This window comes from Mesorhizobium sp. B2-8-1 (assembly GCF_006440955.1).
Taxonomy (GTDB): Bacteria; Pseudomonadota; Alphaproteobacteria; order Rhizobiales; family Rhizobiaceae; genus Mesorhizobium.
Genome location: NZ_VFTX01000001.1, coordinates 666,440 through 685,859, shown reverse-complemented (window position 1 = coordinate 685,859; position 19,420 = coordinate 666,440). Strand labels below are relative to the sequence as shown.

The following is a 19,420-nucleotide window of genomic DNA, read 5'->3' as shown; positions in this document are numbered from 1 at the left end:
GCGACGCTGGAGCCGCGAAATTCACCTCTCCTGGGGGAGATCAGTTGATCTCAATATGTCCGCAACCTGTTCTCCGATAGCTTCGACCTCAACCATCCCCCAAACGCCTCCAGCACAGGGTGACCCGCCTTGGCGTGCTCGGAAACCAGGAAATAGGAACGCGGCGACGGGATCGAGGTCTCGAACGGCTTGACCAGCCGGCCCTCACTCAGCGCCCGGCGGCTGGTCAGCTCGTCCCCCATGGCGATGCCCTGGCCGGCAATCGCCGCCGAGAAAACGAGGTTCATGTCGGAAAAGAAGATGCCGCCCTCGGTGTCGGGGTTCTCGACCTTGGCCAGCGCCAGCCAGCGCGCCCAGTCCTCGGTATCGCCAAGATGCAGCAGGTTGGCGCGCAGGACGTCGGCGGGCTTGGAAAAGCCGCCCACTTTGTTGAGTAGCGTCGGGCTGCAGAGCGGCGTGAACGAGATATCGCACAGCAGTTCCACCACGCGGTTCGGCCAGTTGCCGACGCCAAAGGCAATGAAGGCGTCGGCGTCCGGATTGCTGACGTCGTCGAGCCGCCGGGGCGTCAGTATGCTCAGCGCCACATCAGGATACATCTGCCGGAACTCGCCGATATGGGTGCACAAGAACAGCGAGGCGAAGCCTGGTGTGCATGAGACTGCGAAGGAGCCGCCGACCCCGGTGCCGGCGTTTTGCGCCACCGCGTCGCCGAGCACGGTCAGCGCCTTGCGCACGTCCGCGGCATAGCGCTGGCCGCGCGGTGTCAGCGCCACGCCCTTGCCGATGCGCTCCAGCAGATCGAAGCCGAGGTCGCGTTCGAGCAAGCGCAATTGATGGCTGACCGCACTGCGGGTGAGGTGCAATTCGTCGGCGGCGCGCCAGACGCTGCCATGACGGGCGAAGCTGTCGAGGGCGCGGAGCGCCTGCGTCGATGGAATTCTCAAGAGGTGAACCGAATTTGCACGAACCGGGAAAACATATCACTTTTTGGGAAGCCGCTTCACTGCTTTCTTTGGCGCATGGAAAAACCGGTGACGACATCGGCGCAAGAAACCGCTCTTGCCTGCCTCGACGGCATCCAGCCGCTGCTGTCGGCCTGGACGCGCACCATCTTCGACTTCGGCGAAACCGCCTGGCGCGAGTACCAATCAGCAGATTGGTATGTCGATCGGCTGAAGCGCGAGGGGTTTGCGGTCGAGGAAGGCTCCGCGGGCATGCCGACGGCCTTCTGCGCCCACTGGACCAATGGGGACGGTCCGACCATCGGCATGTATGCCGAATATGACGCCGTGCCCGGCAACTGCCAGGACGCTGCCACGGTGAAGCGGCCCCGCCCAGGGCTCGGCTCCGAAGCCGGTGGCCATACCGATCCGCACTCGGGCCTGGGCATGGCCAGCCTGGGCGGTCTGCTCGCCACAAAGGCCGCCATGCAGCGCCACGGCATTGCAGGCACGCTGCGCTTCACCGGCGAGCCGGCGGAGAAGGTGCGCGGCTCGAAACCGATCCATGCAGCCAAAGGCTATTATGACGGCCTTGCCGGCATGATCTCCTTCCATCCCTTCTACATGCTGCCGCTCTGCAACACTGCGCGCTGGGACACCCATTGCGGCGCTGCCTACGCGATGATCTATCGCTTCATCTGCGATGAGCCCGAGAATTGGGCACGCGCCGCCGGCGACGGCGCCCCGATCCCGCAGGCACATTCGGCGGTTCGCGCGCCCGGCGCCAACGACGCGCTGATGACGATGTACATAGCCTCCAAGGCGCTGCGCGATTCCATGCTGCCGCACCAGGGCGGCTGGTCGATCAGCGAGGCGATCCTGACGGCGGGCCAGGCCACCGCCGACAATCTGCCGGCAGGCCTTGCCGAGATCCAGTACATGATCCGTGTTCCGACCATCGCCATGGCCGAGCAGGTCACCGCCGTGCTCGACCGAAACGCCTCGGCCGCCGCCGCGATCAGCGGCTGCCGCTACGAACGGCACTGGGTTTCGAAGTCGCGGCCGGGGCTGGCCAATCATGCCATGGCCGGGATCGCCTATGAGGCGTTGGCGAGCGTCGGCCCGCCCCGCTGGGACGAGGCGGCGAAGAAGATCGCCCGCGAGATCCAGGTCAATGCCGGTGGGGTGGCGAGCGAAAACCCCTTCATCGACGAGCTGGAGCGGCTGATTGCACCACAGGAGGCAGAGGCGATCCTGCGCCGCGACCTGCCGCCGTCGCAGGTGAACTCGACCTCGGACGACTACACCGACATGAGCTGGCACACGCCGACGGCGCGTTTCTATGTCGCCCGCCCTGCCCTGCGTTCGGCAAACGGTCATGTTTTTCCAGCTTGGGCGATGAACGCGCTGGGTGGCATCCCGGCGACCATCGACCCGATGGTCATCTGCGCGGCGAAGACCGTCGCGCTATCCGCCCTTCGCCTGCTGGAAGACAAGGCCGCGCGCGACATGGCGATGGACGAGTTCGTCACCCGAACCGGCGGCGGCATTGGCGGTTCGACCTGGATCGCCCCGCTCTGCGACTACGATCCGCCCATCAACTTCCGCTGGCCGGAATATGTCACCACGCCGCGCGGCCGCGACTGGTGGATACCAAGCAAGCAATGACCGCAAACGCCCATACGAGGAGAACCGCATGACCGTTCATGACCGCATCATCGCCGAGCCGTTTTCGCTGCAGCGCCGCAACCCAGCCGGCGGCACCAAGCCGCTGACATCATGGGGTTTCGCCAACGAGACCGACGTCTTGACCGATGTGCTGCTCGGCTCGCCCAATTTCCTGCGCCATCTCTCGACCAGCTCCCTGTCGCGCAAGCACCTGCGCGAGGCGCCCTGCAACATCCAGATCGCGCAGGCACAACACAAGGATCTGGTCGCGGCCTACGAGCATTTCGGCGTCAACATCCACTGGCACGAGCCGACGCCGGAGCTGCCGATGCAGGTCTACTCCCGCGATTCCAGCGTAATGACGCCCTACGGCGCCATCATCACCGCCATGGCCAATTGGTGGCGGCGCGGCGAGAATTACGCCGCCATCCGCACCTATGAAAAACTCGGTATCCCGATCTACGACATGGTCACCGCAGGCACCTTCGAGGGCGGCGATTTCAACGTCATCGAGGACGGCGTTGTGCTGATCGGCTGCGGCGGCGCCCGCACGCAGGAAGAAGGCGCCCGGCAGGTGCAGGCCTGGTTCGAAAAAGAAGGTTGGGAAACACGCATCGCCTTCATCGACGAGTACTATGTCCATATCGACCTGATGGTGGTGCCGATCGCCGAAAAACTCACCGCCGTCTGCCTCGCCTGCACCGAGCCGGGGATCGTCGACTGGCTGAAGGGCAAAGGGCACGAGATCATCGACGTGCCGTTCCAGGACACGATGGCGCTCGGTTGCAACTTCATGTCGCTTGGCAAGGACAGGGTGATCGCGCCGACATCCAGCCAGTCGCTGATCGGTCAACTCAAGGCGCGCGGCTTCGAGGTGGCGGCCGTCGACATGAGCGAGATCTCCAAGACCGGCGGCGGCATCCACTGCATGGCGCAGGCGCTGAAGCGCGAGGCGGCCTGAGCCCGGAACGGCAACCCCCATCTTCGCCGGCCTGATCAGCGTCAGGCGGGTGAATGGCGGTTTGTAACCGCCCCCATCAACAAACCCCGCAGGTGTGTCCTCGCCACCCTTGTGGGCGTCCGCAAATGGATGAATAGTCAGGGCGGCGTCGCCCTGAAACTGCCCGCTTGGTTTTCAGGCCGTGCCATAGCCGTCCGGGTTTTTGAATGGTCAGTCCTGAACCACGCAAGAGAAGAGGTGCGATCGCCGCTCGGCTGCTGGCGCTCGACGCATGGATCGATTCCTCTCTCTACGAGATCGGGTTCAAGGCGCGCCAGTTCTGGGAGGGCGCGACGATTTTCTCGCGGCGCTTTCGCGTCAACGGCTGGCGCCGTGGCATCGTCGAGCTGTTGAGCGAAGGTTTCACGCTTGGCGCCGGCGGCATCGTCGTCATGCTGGCGCTGGCTATTCCCGCCTTCCAGGACACGGCCGGCGACTGGCGCGCCCAGGGCGACTTCGCCGTTACCTTCCTCGACCGTTATGGCGACGAGATCGGCCAGCGCGGCATCATCCAGCGCGATTCCGTGCCGGTCGACGAAATGCCGGACCACGTCATCAAGGCGGTGCTTGCCACCGAGGACCGGCGCTTCTTCGACCATTACGGCATCGACGTTCTCGGCCTGTCGCGCGCAATCTTCGAAAATGTGCGGGCAAACTCGGTCGTCCAGGGCGGCTCCAGCATCACGCAGCAGCTGGCCAAGAACCTGTTCCTGACCAATGAGCGCACCTTCGAGCGCAAGATCAAGGAAGCCTTCCTGTCGCTGTGGCTCGAAGCCAATCTGTCGAAGAAGGAAATCTTGCAGCTCTATCTCGACCGCGCCTATATGGGCGGCGGCACGTTCGGCATCGAGGCGGCGGCGGACTTCTATTTCGGCAAGAGCGTCAAGGACCTCAATCTCGCCGAGGCGGCGATGCTTGCAGGCCTGTTCAAGGCGCCGACCAAATACGCGCCGCACATCAACCTGCCAGCGGCGCGCGCGCGCGCCAATGTGGTGCTGTCCAATCTCGTCGATTCCGGCTTCATGACCGAGGGCCAGGTGCTGCAGGCAAGACTGCATCCGGCCGATGTCGTCGACCGCGGCGAACAGAAGAGCCCCGATTATTTCCTCGACTGGGCCTTCGACGAGGTCAAGAAGATCGCCAAGCCCGGCCAGCACTCGCTGGTGGCGCACACCACCTTCGACGCCAACATCCAGAAGGCGGCGGAAGAGTCGGTGGAGTTCCACCTGCGCCAGTTCGGCAAGGAGTACAACGTCACCGAAGGGGCCGTGGTGGTCATCGAGACCAATGGCGCGGTGCGCGCGATCGTCGGCGGCCGCGACTATGGCGCCAGCCAGTTCAACCGCGCCACCAAGGCGCTGCGCCAGACCGGTTCCTCCTTCAAGCCCTATGTCTATGCAACGGCTATGGAGCACGGCTTTACGCCGAACTCGATCGTATCAGGCGGGCCGATCAGCTGGGGCAACTGGTCGCCGCACAATTACGGTGGCGAGTCGGCGGGCAAGGTTCCGCTCATCGTGGCCATGGCCAAGTCGATCAATACCGTGCCCGTGCGGCTTGCCAAGGATTATCTCGGTATCGGGCCGATCAAGGCGATGGCGGAATCGTTCGGCGTGGAATCGCCGCTCGAAGCGCACAAGACCATGGTGCTCGGCACCTCGGGCATGACAGTGATGGACCAGGCGACGGGCTACAGCGTGTTCGCGCAGAACGGCTTTGTCGGCTCCAGGCATGGGATCACGCAGCTCGTCACCCGCACCGGCGAGGTGGTCTACGATTTCGCCAAGGATGCGCCGCCGCCGCATCGCGTGCTGTCCGAGCAGGCGCTGAAATCGATGAACACCATGCTTGTCGCGGTACCGGCGATGGGTACCGCCAGGCGCGCGCAGATCCCCAACATCGTCGTCGCCGGCAAGACCGGCACGACGCAATCCTACCGCGATGCCTGGTTCGTCGGCTTCACCGGCAACTACACGGCGGCCGTCTGGCTGGGCAATGACGATTTCACCCCGACCAAGAACATGACAGGCGGCTCGCTGCCGGCGATGGTGTGGCAGCGGCTCATGGTCTATGCGCATCAGAACATCGACCTCAAGCCTATCCCCGGCATCGACAAGCCCTTCGTCGACGAGGAGATCGCGGCCAGGGCCGCGGAAGCGCAGAAGAAGAGCGAGGAACAGGCAGCGGCCGATGCCGCCGCCGAACGGCCGCCGGTGCTGTCCAGCCGGACGACACAGACGCTCAGGGACATGACCCACCTGTTCGAAACGGCGCGCAGGCTCGGTGCATCTGCTCCGCCCGAAACGCTGTCGGCGCTGTGATCGCGGCGCCTCTTCCCTTCTGTCTTCGGGAAGATGGAAAAGCCACACCTTGCGAATCCGCGTCCTGCGGCTTGCCACACGACCCCGCGCCGCGATATCCCCGAGCGGCAATTCTTCATGCGCCCGGCCTTTCATGCTCAAGAACGCCTTCCTGACGCTGCTTTCGCTTGCCATAGCCATCGGCGGCGGCGGCGCCAGCGTCTGGTATGCGCTGAAAATGCAGGACGGCGTCGGGGCGATCAGAATCGGCCAGTGGACCGCCTTTCCCGACATCGGTACACCCGCAGCCGACCCCTATTCCAAGGCCCGCGTGGCGCGCGAGGGCGTGCTCGCGCTTGGCCGCGCCGAAGGGCTGTCCTTTGTCGCCGAGGACGACGCAGCTGGCGGAGAGCTCAGGCGCGAATGTACCTACACGATCGAAGGCGGATTTCCGACCGCCCGATTCTGGACCCTCTATGCCGCCGACCAATCGCTCGGCGTGGTCGAGACCGGCAAATCGCGGCTTGCCGCACTTCAATCCTATGGCGTGCTGCGCCGATCCGACAATTCGGTGCTCATTTCCGTCGGCCATCAACCGATGCCCGGCAATTGGCTGCTGACCGACGGTTCCGGCAGGATGTATTTCGTCTTGACATTCTACGACACGCCGATCGCCAGCAGCACCGGCCTGTCGGATGTTTCGCTGCCCAAGATCACCAAGGTCGGCTGCGATGCGTAGTGTCTACGCCGCGACGCGCAGACTTGTGCATGCCGTCCTTCTCGGCCTCGTCGGTGCCGGTATCGTGCATATCGTCGTGCTGCTTCTGGTGCCTGAATTCTCGGAACGCGATGCCTGGTCGCGGCTGTCGATGGCATCGGATCTGTACCGGATGACCCGGCTCGATGCCGAGGCGGGCGGCGCGCCGGTGGTGAAATCGGTCGACCCGTTGTTTTATGCGACGGCTTGCCGGTTCGACCTCGAGGAGGGAATGGTGAGGATCAGAGCGCCGGGCAATGTGCCCTTCTGGTCGGTGTCGGTCTATGACCGCAACGGCCACAACATCTATTCATTCAACGACCACACGGCGACCGGGAGCAAGCTGGATGCCGTGGTGCTGACGCCGGCGCAGATGATCGACATACGCAGGGACCTTCCCGAGGAGCTTCAGGGAGCGATCTTCGTCGAAGCGCCGATCGACGAGGGCATATTCGTCATCCGCAGCTTCGTGCCGGACGACAGCTGGAAGTCGATCGTGTCGCGCTTTCTGGAGCAGAGTTCGTGCGAGCTGCAGGACTTTTAGACCGCGGCCCGGACAGTCAGCATCACAACAATCAAGGGCGGTGCCGCAGGGATGATTCCCGCCTCGGCCTCAAGAACGTTCAGTGGTGCGGCACTGGCGTGCGTGGCGATCCCGGCTTGTCAGGGCCGGCAGGCCGCGCTTCCCCCGCGGCGGACCGCTCATAGCGGATACCGGGAAAGATGATCACCGCCGCCGGTATTTCGGTGGTTTGCTTTGCTCGATTGGTCGGTGCCGTTCTCGGCACGAAAGACAGTACCATGCCCATGGTTCGCGTATTCCTCTCGGTTGCCCCGGAGCACAACGCAACGCCTCCAAATATCATTAAGGCCGGCAGAGGGTTAACGGAGCGCTAACGGATCCCAGCTAACTTGATCTTTGTTTTTGGCAATCGCGAAACCGACATGGTTCCGAGCATGGTCAAGCGTGTATAGAGTATCGGGCGTATCCCTCGTGTCATCTTCGGACTTCAGGCAAATCGCGGCAAGGACGGAATCAGGAAAGGCCGAAAGGCTGTTCCGCGCAGCGGTGTCTGCGTTCTGCTCGCTCACCCGGCCATCCCGCCGTGAAATTGGCCAGCTCGAAGATCTGACGCTGCCGCTGTTCGACAACGTGTCCGCCGAATCGCGCCGCTACGTTGCGGCGGCCCTCTCTGAATGCGAATATGCTCCGGCCGGGCTGGTGCGGCGCCTGTGCGAGGAGCCGGTGGGCATCGCCGCCCCCTTGCTCATCCGCTCGCGCGCAGTCAGTGACATCGACCTCATTGCGCTAATCGGCCGGCACGGACTGCCGCATGCGCGCGCGATCGCGCGCCGCAAGAACCTTAATCCGACTATCGCCGATCTGATCAGGGCACTGGAAAGGCCGACGCTGGTGCGGGTGCGCGATCCGGAAGCGGAGGCCTCTCCGGCACAAACCGCTCCCTCGAAGGCGCCGGCCGCCGACAGCGCGGCGAAGCAGCAGACGCCGGGCGTTGGTGCCGAAAATGCGCGGCGCAGACTGCGCTCCATGATGCGGACCGGCGAGGAGGCGCAGGCGGCGCAGGTCGATCCGTTCACCGGAGCCGACACCTATGCCAAATTGCGCGAGACGGCGCTGACCGGAAACGCCGCCTTCTTCCAGACCGCGCTCGCCGATGCGCTCGATATCGATTTCTCGACGGCCAGGTTGCTGACGGCGAACCAGAATTACATGCCGCTGCTGGCGGCGCTGCGCTCGCTCGACCTCAGCGAGGACCGGGCATTCCTGATCACGGTTGCCGTCTACTCCCGCGAGTTTCCGCATCCGCAGGCGATCCGCACCTTCCTCGATCGCTACCGGCTCCTGCACCGCGACGCAGCGCTGGACAAGGTGCGGGAATGGAAGGCCGTGACCCTGTCCGATGTGGTTCGCGACGCCGCCCCCACCAACAGCGCCAGCCGCGAGGCGTCGAACAGTGACGATGCAGCGGCCTTCCCTGGCCTCAGGACATCTTCACGGAAATAAGCTCCTCGACAGGAACAGCGCCGGCCTCGATCTCAACCACCCAGATGTCGGGATCGAATTTCTTCTCGCGTTCCAGCCTGGCGTCCAGCACCGAAGCATCGGCGGCGGTGGCGAGAAGGCTAAAGAAACGGTCGTCGGGCTTGGCCGAATCGTAGCTCGTCTGTGGCGCCGGCCCATAGAGAGCGATTTCACCAAGCCGGCTCCGCGTCAGGACGAACACGGCGCCGGCTTCGGTCGCGCCGCGCTTGACCACGGCGGCAAACCCGCCCGCGCCGAAAACCCGACGCAACAGGGCCGATACCCACAGATCCGTGGTCACGCGCATGAGAAAAGTCCGGACAGCATGCGGGCTATCTATCGGTATTTACACCGCTGGGCGAGCCGTTATTTGCGCCGTCAGTTGGTCAGGCCGATCTCGCGCATCTTGACATAGACCAGTTCGTCGGGCTCGCCGGTCTGCGGCAGGCCGAACAGCGACTGGAATTCCTTGATGGCCGCCTTGGTACGGGCGCCGACGACGCCGTCGAGCTGCATGTCGTCATTGCCGAAGGCCTTGAGCCCGGCCTGTATCTTGACAATGCGAGGATCCGGCGCTTGGGAAGCCGTATCGGTCTGCAGCGACACTGGAACCGCCTGCGACACTTCGGGACGCGGTTGCGGTTTCGGCACGGCGGGGGTTTTCGGGGTCGCGCCCAGCTGATCGAGCAGCAGCGCGTCGATCTCGCCGGACGTGTTGAGCCCAACCTTCTGCTGATAGGCCTGGATCGCCTTGCGCGTGTTGGGTCCGGAAATGCCGTCGACCGTGCCGGCGTAGAAATCGAGATCCTTCAATATGCCCTGCACCTGCTCCACCACCGGATCGCCCTTGACCGGCGCCGGCGCGGTACCTGGCCGCACGATGTTGAAGGTGGTCTCCGGCTCATCAGCGGCCGCGTGCGGAACGCCCTGCATGCTGCGGGTCGCGAAGAAGGCGCCGGCATGCGGAAAAGGCTGGTACCACAGCGCATTCGCCGAAACGTAGAACAGCGTCACCAGGAATGCCGTCGACCCTCCCGCCAGGACGGGATTGCGCGAAATCATGCCGCCGATGGCGACGGCTCCGTCCTGAAAGGCGTTGCTGCGGCGCTTGGCCGCCTTAGGCTGTTTTGCGGAGCGCGCCATTTCCGTCCCCTTTCGCCCTGGCCAGCGGCATCGTCAGCACCCCGGCCTTGTCCGCCGGCCGCCCTTTCGGCCCGTTCACCGGCAGGCTGATGGTGACCGTGGTGCCCTCGCCCGGCATGCTTTCGATCGACATGGTGCCTTCGTGCAGCGCCACCAGTCCCTTGACCAGCGACAGGCCAAGGCCGGTCCCCTCGAAACGACGGGTATAGTCGTTCTGGATCTGCATGAACGGCTTGCCGAGATTGGCGAAATCTTCCTCGGCGATGCCGATGCCGGTGTCCCGCACCCAGAAATGCAGGCGCGAACCGATCCGCTTGGCGCCGACGACGACATCGCCGCCATCGGGCGTGAACTTGATCGCATTCGAGACGAGATTGATGAGGATCTGCTGCACGGCGCGCCGGTCGGCGTTGATTTCGCCGGCGTCCGGCGCGATCTGCGCCTTGAGATCGATGTTCTTGGCCTGCGCCTGGAGCCGCATCATCTGCTGACACATGTCGACGGCTTCCATGAAGCGGAATGGCTCCGGTTCGGTCGCATAGACGCCCGATTCGATCCGCGATACGTCGAGAATGGAGGTTACGACGGCAAGCAGATGCTGGCCGGAATCGCGCACCAGACCGACATATTCCTTCTGCCGTGGATCCTTGAAGGCGCCGAACATCTCGTGCAGCAGCATGTCGGAGAATCCGATGATGGCATTGAGCGGCGTGCGCAGTTCGTGGCTCACCACCGCCAGGAAGCGCCCTTTCGCCACTTCGGCGGCGGCCGCGGCGTCAGTGGCGGCGCAGAGGTCTTCGCGCAAGCGGGCGACCTCTTCGTTCTCGCGCAGCACAAGCGTGAAAACGTCGCCCTGCTCCTGAGCGCGCATCAGTTCGAGCGAAAACGGCCGATAGTTGTCTGCCGGGCCATTGCCATTCTGTCCATTGCCGTCCTGCGGCAGCCTGACGCGCAACTCCAGCCTGCGCGACAGCGCCCCGTCTCGCATGTCGGCCAAGGCACTGAGATAGGAGACGCGATCCGAGAGATGCACGCGATCGAAAAGCCCGGTTCCGCAAAGCAGTTGCGGGGGCAGTTTCAACAGCGTACGCGCCTTTGCCGAGGCATCGATAACCTCGCCATGGCGGGCGACGCGCAGGACCACCGCGTCGATCATGTCTTCCAGACGATCGCCGGTGTCCCCTACGTCGGCCGCAGCCGCCGTATTGCGAACCGCCGATATACGCGGCACCAGCGTCAGCGCCCAGGCCAATGGCAGCAGCCAGTGCCACGCGGCGATCGGCACCGCGGCGTGCGGGAGGACGGTTGCCGTCACAGGCTGCAACAGAATGGCGACGACGGCGCAGACGGCTCCCCACAGCGCCGCGCGGCGCGAGGCGCCGATCCACCAGGCTTCGAACGGCAGCGCCACGAAAAGCATCGCGACCGGAGAGCTCAGCCCGCCGGCAGCGGCAACAAGACCGGCGAGCGCAAGTCCCGCGATCGCCAGCGCGGCCCGGCCGGCCAGATCCATCCTGCCGGTCGCGGCCACCAGCAAGGCGATGAACCAGCAAAGACCAAAGGCCGCGAAGATGGCGGCCACGGTGACGGCTGCGCCCATGCCTGACGTGACGAGCGTGACGGCGGCACCGGCGGCAAAGAACGGAGCGGCCAGCATGGCGCCGATAAAGCGACGCTGACGCTCGCGGTCGTCCAGCCCAAGAATGGAGGGATGGACCATACGTTCACAACCGGCGGCCATTGCCCCAGGCAATTCAACGTATCTGGCCTTGATCGGCATCAACTCAACGCACCCGCACTCGTCGTGAACAGCTCTGCTTTTGCAGATCGTTTTGATTGACTCTGAAACTCGCACCCAGCCTTTAAAGAATGGATAAGGCAGGGCCGACCCAAGGCCCGGCCCACGGCGAATATCGGGATGGGAGCGCCCAAAAACGCGGGCAAATGCCACCATAGTAAACGGAGGGTTATCCGCAGGGACCGCCCGCGGCGTGGCCAGCGGCAGTGCACCGACCGCCTGATTTTGTGGAAAACGCAATAGAAACAAAGGGGTGTATGGCTAATGGATGATAAGAAAAATGGTCCCAATCTGAGACAAATCGACAGCAAAACGCTTCGTTTCGAATTTGCCTCAAATTTGAAGAAAATTCTCGGCTAACCCGCAAGCCGTCCTTTGCGCCTGTGTGCCAATATCCCGCCCACAAAAGAGGTCATGCTCATGGATGCATGATCCGGTCACGACAAGAGGCGAGCATGTTCTTCCTGATGAGAATGGCTTTCTGGTTTTCGCTGGTGCTGCTGGCACTGCCGCTGGGCGTCGGTTCCGAGCCGGGTCAAGAAAGCGTGGGCCCGATCCAGGCTTTGTTCGCGGCCCGCGACGCGGTCGGCGACATCGCCGGCATTTGCGAACGCAAGCCCGATGTCTGTGAGACCGGCAAGTCGGCAATGCACACCATCACCGCAAGGGCCAAGGAGACCGCCAAGATCGCGGCCGCCATGCTGGACGACAAGTCCGCCGGCCCCGACATCTCCACAATGACCGGCAGCGTTCCCGAAGAAGTCGTCTTGCCCGAGACAGTCAACCTGCCGGTAAAGAATTAAGCCGTTTCGACGGCGCACCGCGGGCAGTCTGCCTCTCGACGCCCGCGGTGTCCTTGTTTTTCCGTGACGCGGCGACGGTGGATGACTATATCCCTGTCATGACGACCACGATCCAGACGATCCGCGACGACTTCTCATTCCTTGACGAATGGGAGGACCGCTATCGTTATGTCATCGAACTCGGCGAGGCGCTGCCGCCATTCCCGGATGAGGAACGCACCGCCGCCAACAAGGTGCCGGGCTGCGTCAGCCAGGTCTGGCTGACCACCGAACGGGGACCGGGCGGCGATCCGGTCATCACCTTCAGGGGCGATTCGGACGCCCATATCGTACGCGGGCTGGTGGCGATCATGCTGGCGCTGTTCTCCGGCAAGACCGCCAGCGAAATCCAGAAAATCGATGCGGAAGCGACGCTGAAGGCGCTCGGCCTGGACGAGCACCTGTCGCCGCAGCGCGCCAACGGCCTTCGCTCGATGGTCAAGCGCATCAGGCGCGACGCAGAGGCCGCGCTCGAGCAGACGGCCTGATACCGCCTCCGCGATCAGCCGATCGCATCGTACCGCGCACTGTTACCAGCTCTGTCCCGGCCCGGCCGGCAAAGTAAAACGGCGCCCGAAGGCGCCGATATCGATCCGGTTGAACTGTCCGTCCGGCTCTATCTATCGTTTGAGCCGCATTCCGCGATACTAAGTGTACTCACCTGGCAGCAAATGCTTAGCGGGCCTTGCGCTTGCGGCCGAGGCCCATCTTCTTGGCGAGCTGGGAGCGGGCGGCCGCGTAGTTCGGGGCAACCATCGGGTAGCTCGGGTCGAGGTTCCACTTTTCGCGATACTGATCCGGCGTCAGATCATAGTGGGTCATCAGGTGACGCTTGAGCGACTTGAACTTTTTGCCGTCTTCAAGGCAAACGATGTAGTCGTCATGAACCGAGCGCTTCGGGTTCACTGCCGGCTTCTGCTTGTCGGCGGGCGGCTGTTCGGCGGTTCCGCCCACACGCCCGAGAGCAGCATGGACATCGGAGATGAGGTTCGGCAGTTCGCCGACCGGCACGGGATTGTTGCTGACATAGGCGGCCACCACGTCGGCGGTCAGCTCGATCAGCGCGTCGCTGTTTCTGGAAGGTGTTTCGACAATATCCATGGTCTTCAGGCCCCAACGAGAGTTAGTTTAGTGCGCCCTTTTTTACAGGCAAGGCATTGCACGAATTTTGTGCAGACAGAGCTTCTGCGATTCGTGTCGCGGGGGCATCAATGAACCTACCTAGCAAGTAAGTCAATTCGATCCTTGCACTATATTGAACGATGTTGATCAAATATTTTCGGATCAGCTTCAATCTTTCGTGCACGATGTAATTTTTCGATATTTCGCAGGCGAAACCAGCGACCGGTGACGCAGCGTTAGCTAACCGTTACATTCGCGCTAACTCACAAAGCATCTCCGAGTGCTTCGCTTTGCTTGGCGATCGCGCCGGCAATCTTGGTTGCTCACCCCCTTTCACAAAACCATAGGTTGCCCCACCTCGGCCATTGCCGGCCCTCACGCGTCGTGCAGCCGACCAGCTCGGATCACTCAATACGGGGCGATGTATTTGCCATAGGCCCACCCGGTGACAAAACCGCCGTTCTTCGCCGGATCATGCCAGACTTCGCACCAGCGATAGCGAACCGCCTGCTGCTGCTTCCATGCCGGCTGATTGGCGATGTCGAGCAGGTTCGTCCCGCCAGTGCATCGTCCGGTCATCTGCAAAACGGTGCCGTTCGGATATGCGGCCTGTTTCTGGGACGTGCCCGAGGGATATTTGCGCACGTTGAGCGTGTCGCCGAACGGCACGTTGGCCACTTGCCAAGCGGCGAATACGGTCGCATGAGATTGGCCGGCGATGGCCATAGTCGCGGAAACGACGGCGAGAGCCGCGACGGTGCGAGCATAGATATACATTATTTCTCCTCCCGGCCCGCTTTCTGGAGCCCGGCGCAGCAATAAGACCCGGCTCTTGAACCCGCGCTGATCGGCGTGTTCATTGGCCATTCAGGACATTTCCAAAGCGAGACGCAATGACCAAAACTTCTGCATTCCCGGATGTCACCCCGCCAACGCCCGAGAAGCGGCCGGTTTTCGACACGCATCACGGTATCACGCGAACGGACGACTATTCCTGGCTGCGGGCCGACAATTGGCAGGAGATGTTCAGGGACCCCGCATTGCTCGATGCGGGCATCCGCGCCCATCTCGAAGCCGAGAACGCCTACCAGTCGAAACTGATGGCCGACACGGCCGATTTGCGGAAGCGGCTGTTCAAGGAGATGAAGGGTCGCATCAAGGAGGACGATTCTTCCGTGCCGATGAAGGACGGACCCTACGCGTATGGCTCCTCCTTCAAACTCGGCGGCGAGCAGCCGCGCTATTTTCGCATGCCGCGGGACGGCGGCGCGCAGCATATCCTGCTCGACGGCGATGCCGAGGCCGAAGGCAAGGCCTATTTCCGGCTTGGCGGCGTCGATCATTCGGCCGACCATGGCAAGCTTTTATGGGCGTTCGACGACAAGGGCTCCGAATTCTATACGCTTCGGGTGCGCGACCTCTCCGACGGCAAGGAACTCGCGGACACGGTTCCAGACACTGGCGGTTCGGGGGTGTGGAACGCCGCCAATGACGGGTTTTTCTACACCCGGCTCGACCCCAACCACCGTCCCTCCAAGGTGCTGTTCCATGCGCTTGGGCAGGATCCGGCAAGCGACCGGCTGATCTATGAGGAAAATGATCCCGGCTTCTTCATGAATGTCGGCGGCACGCGCTCCAATGAATGGATCATGGTTGCCATCAACGACCACGAGACATCGGAATACCGGCTGCTGAGCGCGGACGAGCCGTTTGGCGAGCCGAAGTTGGTGGCGGCGCGCGAGACCGGTCTTCAATACGAGATGGAGGAAGGCGGCGACATTTTCTTCATCCTGACCAACGCCGATGGGGCCAAGGACTTCAAGATCATGACGGCGCCGGCGAGCGATCCGATCCGCGCCAACTGGCAGGAACTGGTTCCGCACGAGGCCGGCCGGCTGATCCTGTCGGTGATCGGCTTCAAGAACCATATGGTCAGGCTGGAGCGCAAGGAGGGCCTGCCGCGCATCGTCGTGCGCGACCGTGCAACCGGCGAGGAACACCTGATCTCCTTCGACGAGGAGGCGTTTTCGCTCGGCCTGTCGGGATCCCTGGAATACGACACCGAGATCATGCGCTTCACCTATTCATCGATGACGACGCCGGCGCAGGTCTTCGACTACAACATGCGCACCCGCGAGCGCGTGTTGCTCAAGACCCAGGAGGTGCCGTCCGGCCACGACCCGGAGCGCTATGTCACGCGTCGGCTGATGGCGCCCGCGGCTGATGGCGAATTGGTGCCGGTCTCGCTCTTGTACCGCCGCGATACCCCGCTGGACGGCTCCGCGCCTTGCCTGCTTTACGGCTACGGTTCCTATGGCATCACGGTGCCGGCGGCCTTCAACACCAACTGGTTCTCGCTGGTCGACCGCGGCTTTGTCTTTGCAATCGCCCACGTCCGCGGCGGCAAGGACAAGGGCTATGGCTGGTACGATGACGGCAAGCGGGCGCACAAGATGAACACTTTCACCGATTTCATCGCCTGTGCACGCCATCTGGTCGCCGAACGCTACACTGTGCATGACCGCATCGTCGCGCAAGGTGGATCCGCCGGCGGCATGCTGATGGGCGCGGTCGCCAACATGGCGCCGGACTGTTTCGGCGGCATCGTTGCCGAGGTGCCTTTCGTCGACGTGCTCACCACCATGCTCGACGCCAGCCTGCCGCTGACCCCGCCGGAGTGGCCTGAATGGGGCAATCCGATCGCGTCGGCGGACGATTACCGGACGATCGCCGCCTACTCGCCCTATGACAATGTCGCCGCGCTCGGCTATCCACCGATCCTGGCGCTAGCCGGTCTCACTGACCCGCGCGTCACCTATTGGGAACCGGCCAAATGGGTGGCGCGGCTGCGCGAGCGCAAGACGGGCGACAATCCGGTCCTGTTCAAGATCAACATGGAATCGGGCCATGCCGGCGCGTCCGGCCGGTTTTCCCGGCTGGAGGAGATCGCCTACACATATTCATTCGCCTTGAGAGTGACAGGCAAGGCAACAGGGCCGCAGGGCTGAAGCGGTCATTGCCCTTCGGCCCCTGGCGTGACTTGATTGGCGACGAACGCCGAGGAGGATGCGAGCAATGATCGACCTGGCCACATTGACCACCTATGTCGCCGTGGTGCTCGGTTTTGTGTTTATTCCCGGCCCCGCCACGCTGCTGACGGTCGCGCGGGCAACGAGTTCGGGAACCAAAGCCGGCATCGCAACCGGCGCAGGGATCGCGGCCGGCGACGTGTTTCACACCTTCACGGCCATGGTCGGCATCTCGGCGATCGTCGCCGCATCGGCGGTGTTGTTCAGCGCCGTGAAGTATCTCGGTGCGGCATATCTCGTTTATCTCGGCATTCGCGCGATCATGGAAAAGACGCCGGCCGATCTCGCCGCCGGCAGGTTCCCAATCTCAGCGGGCAAGGCGTTTCGGCAAGCCATACTGACTGAGATGCTCAACCCCAAGACGGCGCTTTTCTTCCTCGCGTTCCTGCCACAGTTCGTCCGGCCCGAAAACGGATCGGTCATGCTCCAGCTGGCGGTATTGGGGATCATCTTTGTTCTGCTGGGCCTCTTCAGCACAGTGGTTTTCGCGGTGAGCGCAGGCGGGCTTGGCACTTTCCTGCGTCGAAATCCCACGGTGTTAAAATGGCAGGGCAAGATTGTCGGCGGCATCTATTGCGGCCTGGGCGTGCGGCTGGCGCTTCAGCAGCGCTGACGCGAAACGGTGACCGGCGCGGCCTTCTCGGCGAGCCGGGCAATCATTGGTTTTTGAATTCCGTGTTGCTGGTTTTCGCTCGCAATTGCGATGCCCGCGCGCTACCCAAGGCGCGTTTTGTCCCGGGCCATGACAGCCCACAATCGCACAAGGGCCTGCCATGCTGCTCGTCGACGTCTATCTCGACAAATCCCCCATCCAGGGCATTGGTGTCTTTGCCAAGAATCCCATTTCCCGCGGCACGATGATCTGGAAGCTGGATCCGAGATTCGACCGGCTCATCGAGGTCGAGACCTATGAGAGCCAGACAGGACCGGTGAAGAGCTATCTCGATCGCTATGCCTATCCGGACAGGCGAGATCCGAACTACATCGTCTTCGAGGCCGACGATGCACGCTACATGAACCACGCCGACGAGCCGAATTGCGACGTATCCTCGCCGGAGGAAAGCTTTGCGTTGCGCGACATCGCGGCCGGCGAGGAACTGACCTGCAACTACAATCATTTCTTCGCGGCGGGCTTCGACTTCCTGGGCGATCGCCACCCGTAGTCAGCTCGCCGGTTTTTTGCGCGCCGGATAGCCGTTCGGATGCGGCGGAACCGCCTTGAGATAGGCCGCGATCGCCGCGCGGTCCTCGGGCGCCAGTTCGGCCATGTTCCTCTGCACGTCGACCATGGCCCCGCCAACGGAATCGAAATCGGGCGTGAAGCCGGTTTCGAGATAGTTGGCGATATCGGCCTGCGACCAGTCGCCGATGCCGCCCTCCCCGGAGGTGACATTGGGGACGATGCCGCTGCCTTCGGCGGCTGTGGCTCCAGCCAGCCACTCGCTCTTCTTTGTCCCCCCCGCAAGGTCACGCGGTGTGTGACATTCGCCGCAATGACCCGGTCCCTCGACCAGGTAGCGACCGGCAATCACAGGACCAGGCGCGCCTTCGGGCAGGGACACAACAGGCTGCTCGCTGAGATAGAGCCGTTTCCACAAGCCGATGCCGCGACGGATGTTGAACGGGAAACTCAATGAATTGGCCGGCGCTCGGCCGGCAACCGCCGGCAGCGTCTTCAGGAAGGCATAGAGATCGGCAATGTCGGCGGGCTTCATGCGCGCGTAGGACGTATAGGGAAATGCCGGATAGAAATGCTCGCCCGACGGCGAGACACCCTTCAGCATGGCATTGGCGAGATCCTCGGCCGACCACGCGCCGATGCCGTCCTTCGGGTCTTGCGAAATGTTGGGCGGCACAAACGTGCCAAACGGGGTCTTGAGTTCAAGGCCGCCGACAAGTTCGAGCCGCTCATCGCCTTTCGAACCGGGTTTTGCATGGCAGGAGGTGCAGCCGCCGGCATCAAAAATGCGCTTGCCCCTGGCCGCGTCACCAGGCGCGAGCTTGGCCATAGTTTCCGCATCGAGCTTCACCGGCGCCGAAAGCGTCCACGCGGCAACCGCGCCGACGCCGCCGAGCACGAGTGCGGCGCCGACAAACTTCCTCAGCCATGCCATGGCCGGCGATCAGCCTTTCTTGACCCTGTAGCCCTTGTGGCAGGTGCCGCAGTCGGAGCCGATGACGCCGATTTGCGTCTTCAGGGACTCCACGTCGGCTGGGGCCACGGCGACCGCGGCCTTGACGTCGGCAAGATACTTGTCTTCCGTCGCCTTGAAGCCGGCCATGTCTTGCCAGATCTTCGGCGCCGCCGTGGTGTCGCCCGTGTCGCTGCCCGCCGGGAACAGGACGTCGGCGTCGAATTTTTCCGCGTTCGCCTGGAGCGCCTGCAGCGCAGTCAGTACGGCGGCGGCATCAAAGGGCTCCTCACCCTTGACCACTTTCGACAGGCCGCCGACGATCTTCCCGCGCTCCTTCATCAGGGCCTGGCGGTCGAGGATCGGGTCGGCAAAGGCCGCCGAACCGGCGAACGCGAGCATAGAGATGGCGACGACAAGCTTTCTCATTCAATTGGCTCCGTGATGAAGACATTTCGGGACAGGACGTTAACGGACGTGGCGGGAGGAATATTCCCTTCCCCCGACGATTTTGCAGACCTTTGCTGTGGGATCTCGGCACAGAAAAAGAAAAGCCCCGGGGGTGCCGGGGCTTTCTGAAT

Annotated in this window: 19 protein-coding genes; 11 read left to right on the top strand and 8 right to left on the bottom strand. The window is 63.2% G+C overall.

Annotation, left to right across the window (positions count from 1 at the left end):
- Positions 1–50: 50 nt before the first annotated feature.
- Entirely contained in the window at positions 51–947 is an 897-nt protein-coding gene (locus tag FJ428_RS03275; protein ID WP_140494716.1) for a LysR substrate-binding domain-containing protein, read from the bottom strand.
- A gap of 75 nt (positions 948–1,022) precedes the next feature.
- On the opposite strand from FJ428_RS03275, the gene FJ428_RS03270 reads away from it, so the two are divergent.
- The 6 genes from FJ428_RS03270 to FJ428_RS03240 all read left to right on the top strand — a co-directional run bounded on the left by FJ428_RS03270 (position 1,023) and on the right by FJ428_RS03240 (position 8,695).
- Positions 1,023–2,612 carry an amidohydrolase gene (locus FJ428_RS03270; protein ID WP_181167194.1) on the top strand — a complete coding sequence of 530 codons (1,590 nt, stop codon included), beginning with the start codon at positions 1,023–1,025 and terminating at the stop codon, positions 2,610–2,612.
- Positions 2,613–2,640: 28 nt separating this feature from the next.
- A complete protein-coding gene (locus FJ428_RS03265; protein ID WP_140517963.1) occupies positions 2,641–3,573 on the top strand; it encodes a dimethylarginine dimethylaminohydrolase family protein in 933 nt (310 codons plus the stop codon).
- A gap of 206 nt (positions 3,574–3,779) precedes the next feature.
- Positions 3,780–5,933, top strand: a complete 2,154-nt coding sequence (locus FJ428_RS03260) for a penicillin-binding protein 1A (RefSeq protein WP_140878929.1) — start codon at positions 3,780–3,782, stop codon at positions 5,931–5,933.
- Between the two features lie 133 nt (positions 5,934–6,066).
- The gene (locus tag FJ428_RS03255; protein ID WP_140662978.1) at positions 6,067–6,651 is read left to right on the top strand and encodes a DUF1214 domain-containing protein; all 585 of its coding nucleotides are present in this window, start codon (positions 6,067–6,069) and stop codon (positions 6,649–6,651) included.
- Positions 6,644–7,213 (top strand): DUF1254 domain-containing protein, encoded by a 570-nt coding sequence (locus FJ428_RS03250; protein WP_140658007.1) that lies wholly within the window; start codon positions 6,644–6,646, stop codon positions 7,211–7,213. Before FJ428_RS03255 ends, FJ428_RS03250 begins: the two co-directional genes overlap by 8 nt.
- Positions 7,214–7,663: 450 nt before the next feature.
- The gene (locus FJ428_RS03240) at positions 7,664–8,695 is read left to right on the top strand and encodes a hypothetical protein (protein ID WP_140878928.1); all 1,032 of its coding nucleotides are present in this window, start codon (positions 7,664–7,666) and stop codon (positions 8,693–8,695) included.
- On the opposite strand, the gene FJ428_RS03235 is transcribed toward FJ428_RS03240, so the two are convergent.
- From FJ428_RS03235 to FJ428_RS03225, 3 genes are all read right to left on the bottom strand, one after another.
- Positions 8,673–9,020 carry a DUF1491 family protein gene (locus FJ428_RS03235; RefSeq protein WP_140494737.1) on the bottom strand — a complete coding sequence of 116 codons (348 nt, stop codon included), beginning with the start codon at positions 9,018–9,020 and terminating at the stop codon, positions 8,673–8,675. The genes FJ428_RS03240 and FJ428_RS03235 overlap by 23 nt on opposite strands.
- 71 nt (positions 9,021–9,091) lie before the next feature.
- Entirely contained in the window at positions 9,092–9,856 is a 765-nt protein-coding gene (locus tag FJ428_RS03230) for a peptidoglycan-binding protein (RefSeq protein WP_140878927.1), read from the bottom strand.
- Positions 9,831–11,576 carry a PAS domain-containing sensor histidine kinase gene (locus FJ428_RS03225; protein ID WP_140517960.1) on the bottom strand — a complete coding sequence of 582 codons (1,746 nt, stop codon included), beginning with the start codon at positions 11,574–11,576 and terminating at the stop codon, positions 9,831–9,833. The genes FJ428_RS03230 and FJ428_RS03225 overlap by 26 nt, the downstream gene beginning before the upstream one ends.
- A 533-nt stretch (positions 11,577–12,109) precedes the next feature.
- Between FJ428_RS03225 and FJ428_RS03220 the strand changes: the two genes are divergently transcribed.
- Positions 12,110–12,457, top strand: a complete 348-nt coding sequence (locus FJ428_RS03220) for a DUF5330 domain-containing protein (RefSeq protein WP_140580848.1) — start codon at positions 12,110–12,112, stop codon at positions 12,455–12,457.
- Positions 12,458–12,555: 98 nt separating this feature from the next.
- On the top strand, positions 12,556–12,984 hold the full coding sequence (locus tag FJ428_RS03215; RefSeq protein WP_140495047.1) for a SufE family protein: 429 nt from the start codon (positions 12,556–12,558) through the stop codon (positions 12,982–12,984).
- A gap of 187 nt (positions 12,985–13,171) precedes the next feature.
- Here the strand turns inward: FJ428_RS03215 and FJ428_RS03210 are convergent, their stop codons facing one another.
- Positions 13,172–13,597, bottom strand: coding sequence for a MucR family transcriptional regulator (locus FJ428_RS03210; protein WP_095089970.1), 426 nt, complete (start codon positions 13,595–13,597; stop codon positions 13,172–13,174).
- 429 nt (positions 13,598–14,026) lie between these two features.
- On the bottom strand, positions 14,027–14,395 hold the full coding sequence (locus FJ428_RS03205) for an SH3 domain-containing protein (RefSeq protein WP_140520957.1): 369 nt from the start codon (positions 14,393–14,395) through the stop codon (positions 14,027–14,029).
- A 116-nt stretch (positions 14,396–14,511) separates the two neighbouring features.
- Here FJ428_RS03205 and FJ428_RS03200 point away from each other — a divergent pair, with 116 nt between their 5' ends.
- The 3 genes from FJ428_RS03200 (at position 14,512) to FJ428_RS03190 (ending at position 17,870) form a co-directional block, all read left to right on the top strand.
- Positions 14,512–16,626, top strand: a complete 2,115-nt coding sequence (locus FJ428_RS03200; protein ID WP_140878926.1) for a S9 family peptidase — start codon at positions 14,512–14,514, stop codon at positions 16,624–16,626.
- 67 nt (positions 16,627–16,693) lie between these two features.
- Complete coding sequence (locus FJ428_RS03195) at positions 16,694–17,320, top strand: LysE family translocator (RefSeq protein ID WP_140517957.1); 627 nt, start codon at positions 16,694–16,696, stop codon at positions 17,318–17,320.
- A gap of 160 nt (positions 17,321–17,480) precedes the next feature.
- Complete coding sequence (locus tag FJ428_RS03190; RefSeq protein WP_140494748.1) at positions 17,481–17,870, top strand: SET domain-containing protein-lysine N-methyltransferase; 390 nt, start codon at positions 17,481–17,483, stop codon at positions 17,868–17,870.
- On the opposite strand, the gene FJ428_RS03185 is transcribed toward FJ428_RS03190, so the two are convergent.
- Positions 17,871–18,821, bottom strand: a complete 951-nt coding sequence (locus tag FJ428_RS03185; protein WP_140673079.1) for a cytochrome c — start codon at positions 18,819–18,821, stop codon at positions 17,871–17,873.
- A gap of 9 nt (positions 18,822–18,830) precedes the next feature.
- Positions 18,831–19,268 (bottom strand): cytochrome c, encoded by a 438-nt coding sequence (locus tag FJ428_RS03180; protein WP_140728158.1) that lies wholly within the window; start codon positions 19,266–19,268, stop codon positions 18,831–18,833.
- Positions 19,269–19,420 lie beyond the last annotated feature (152 nt).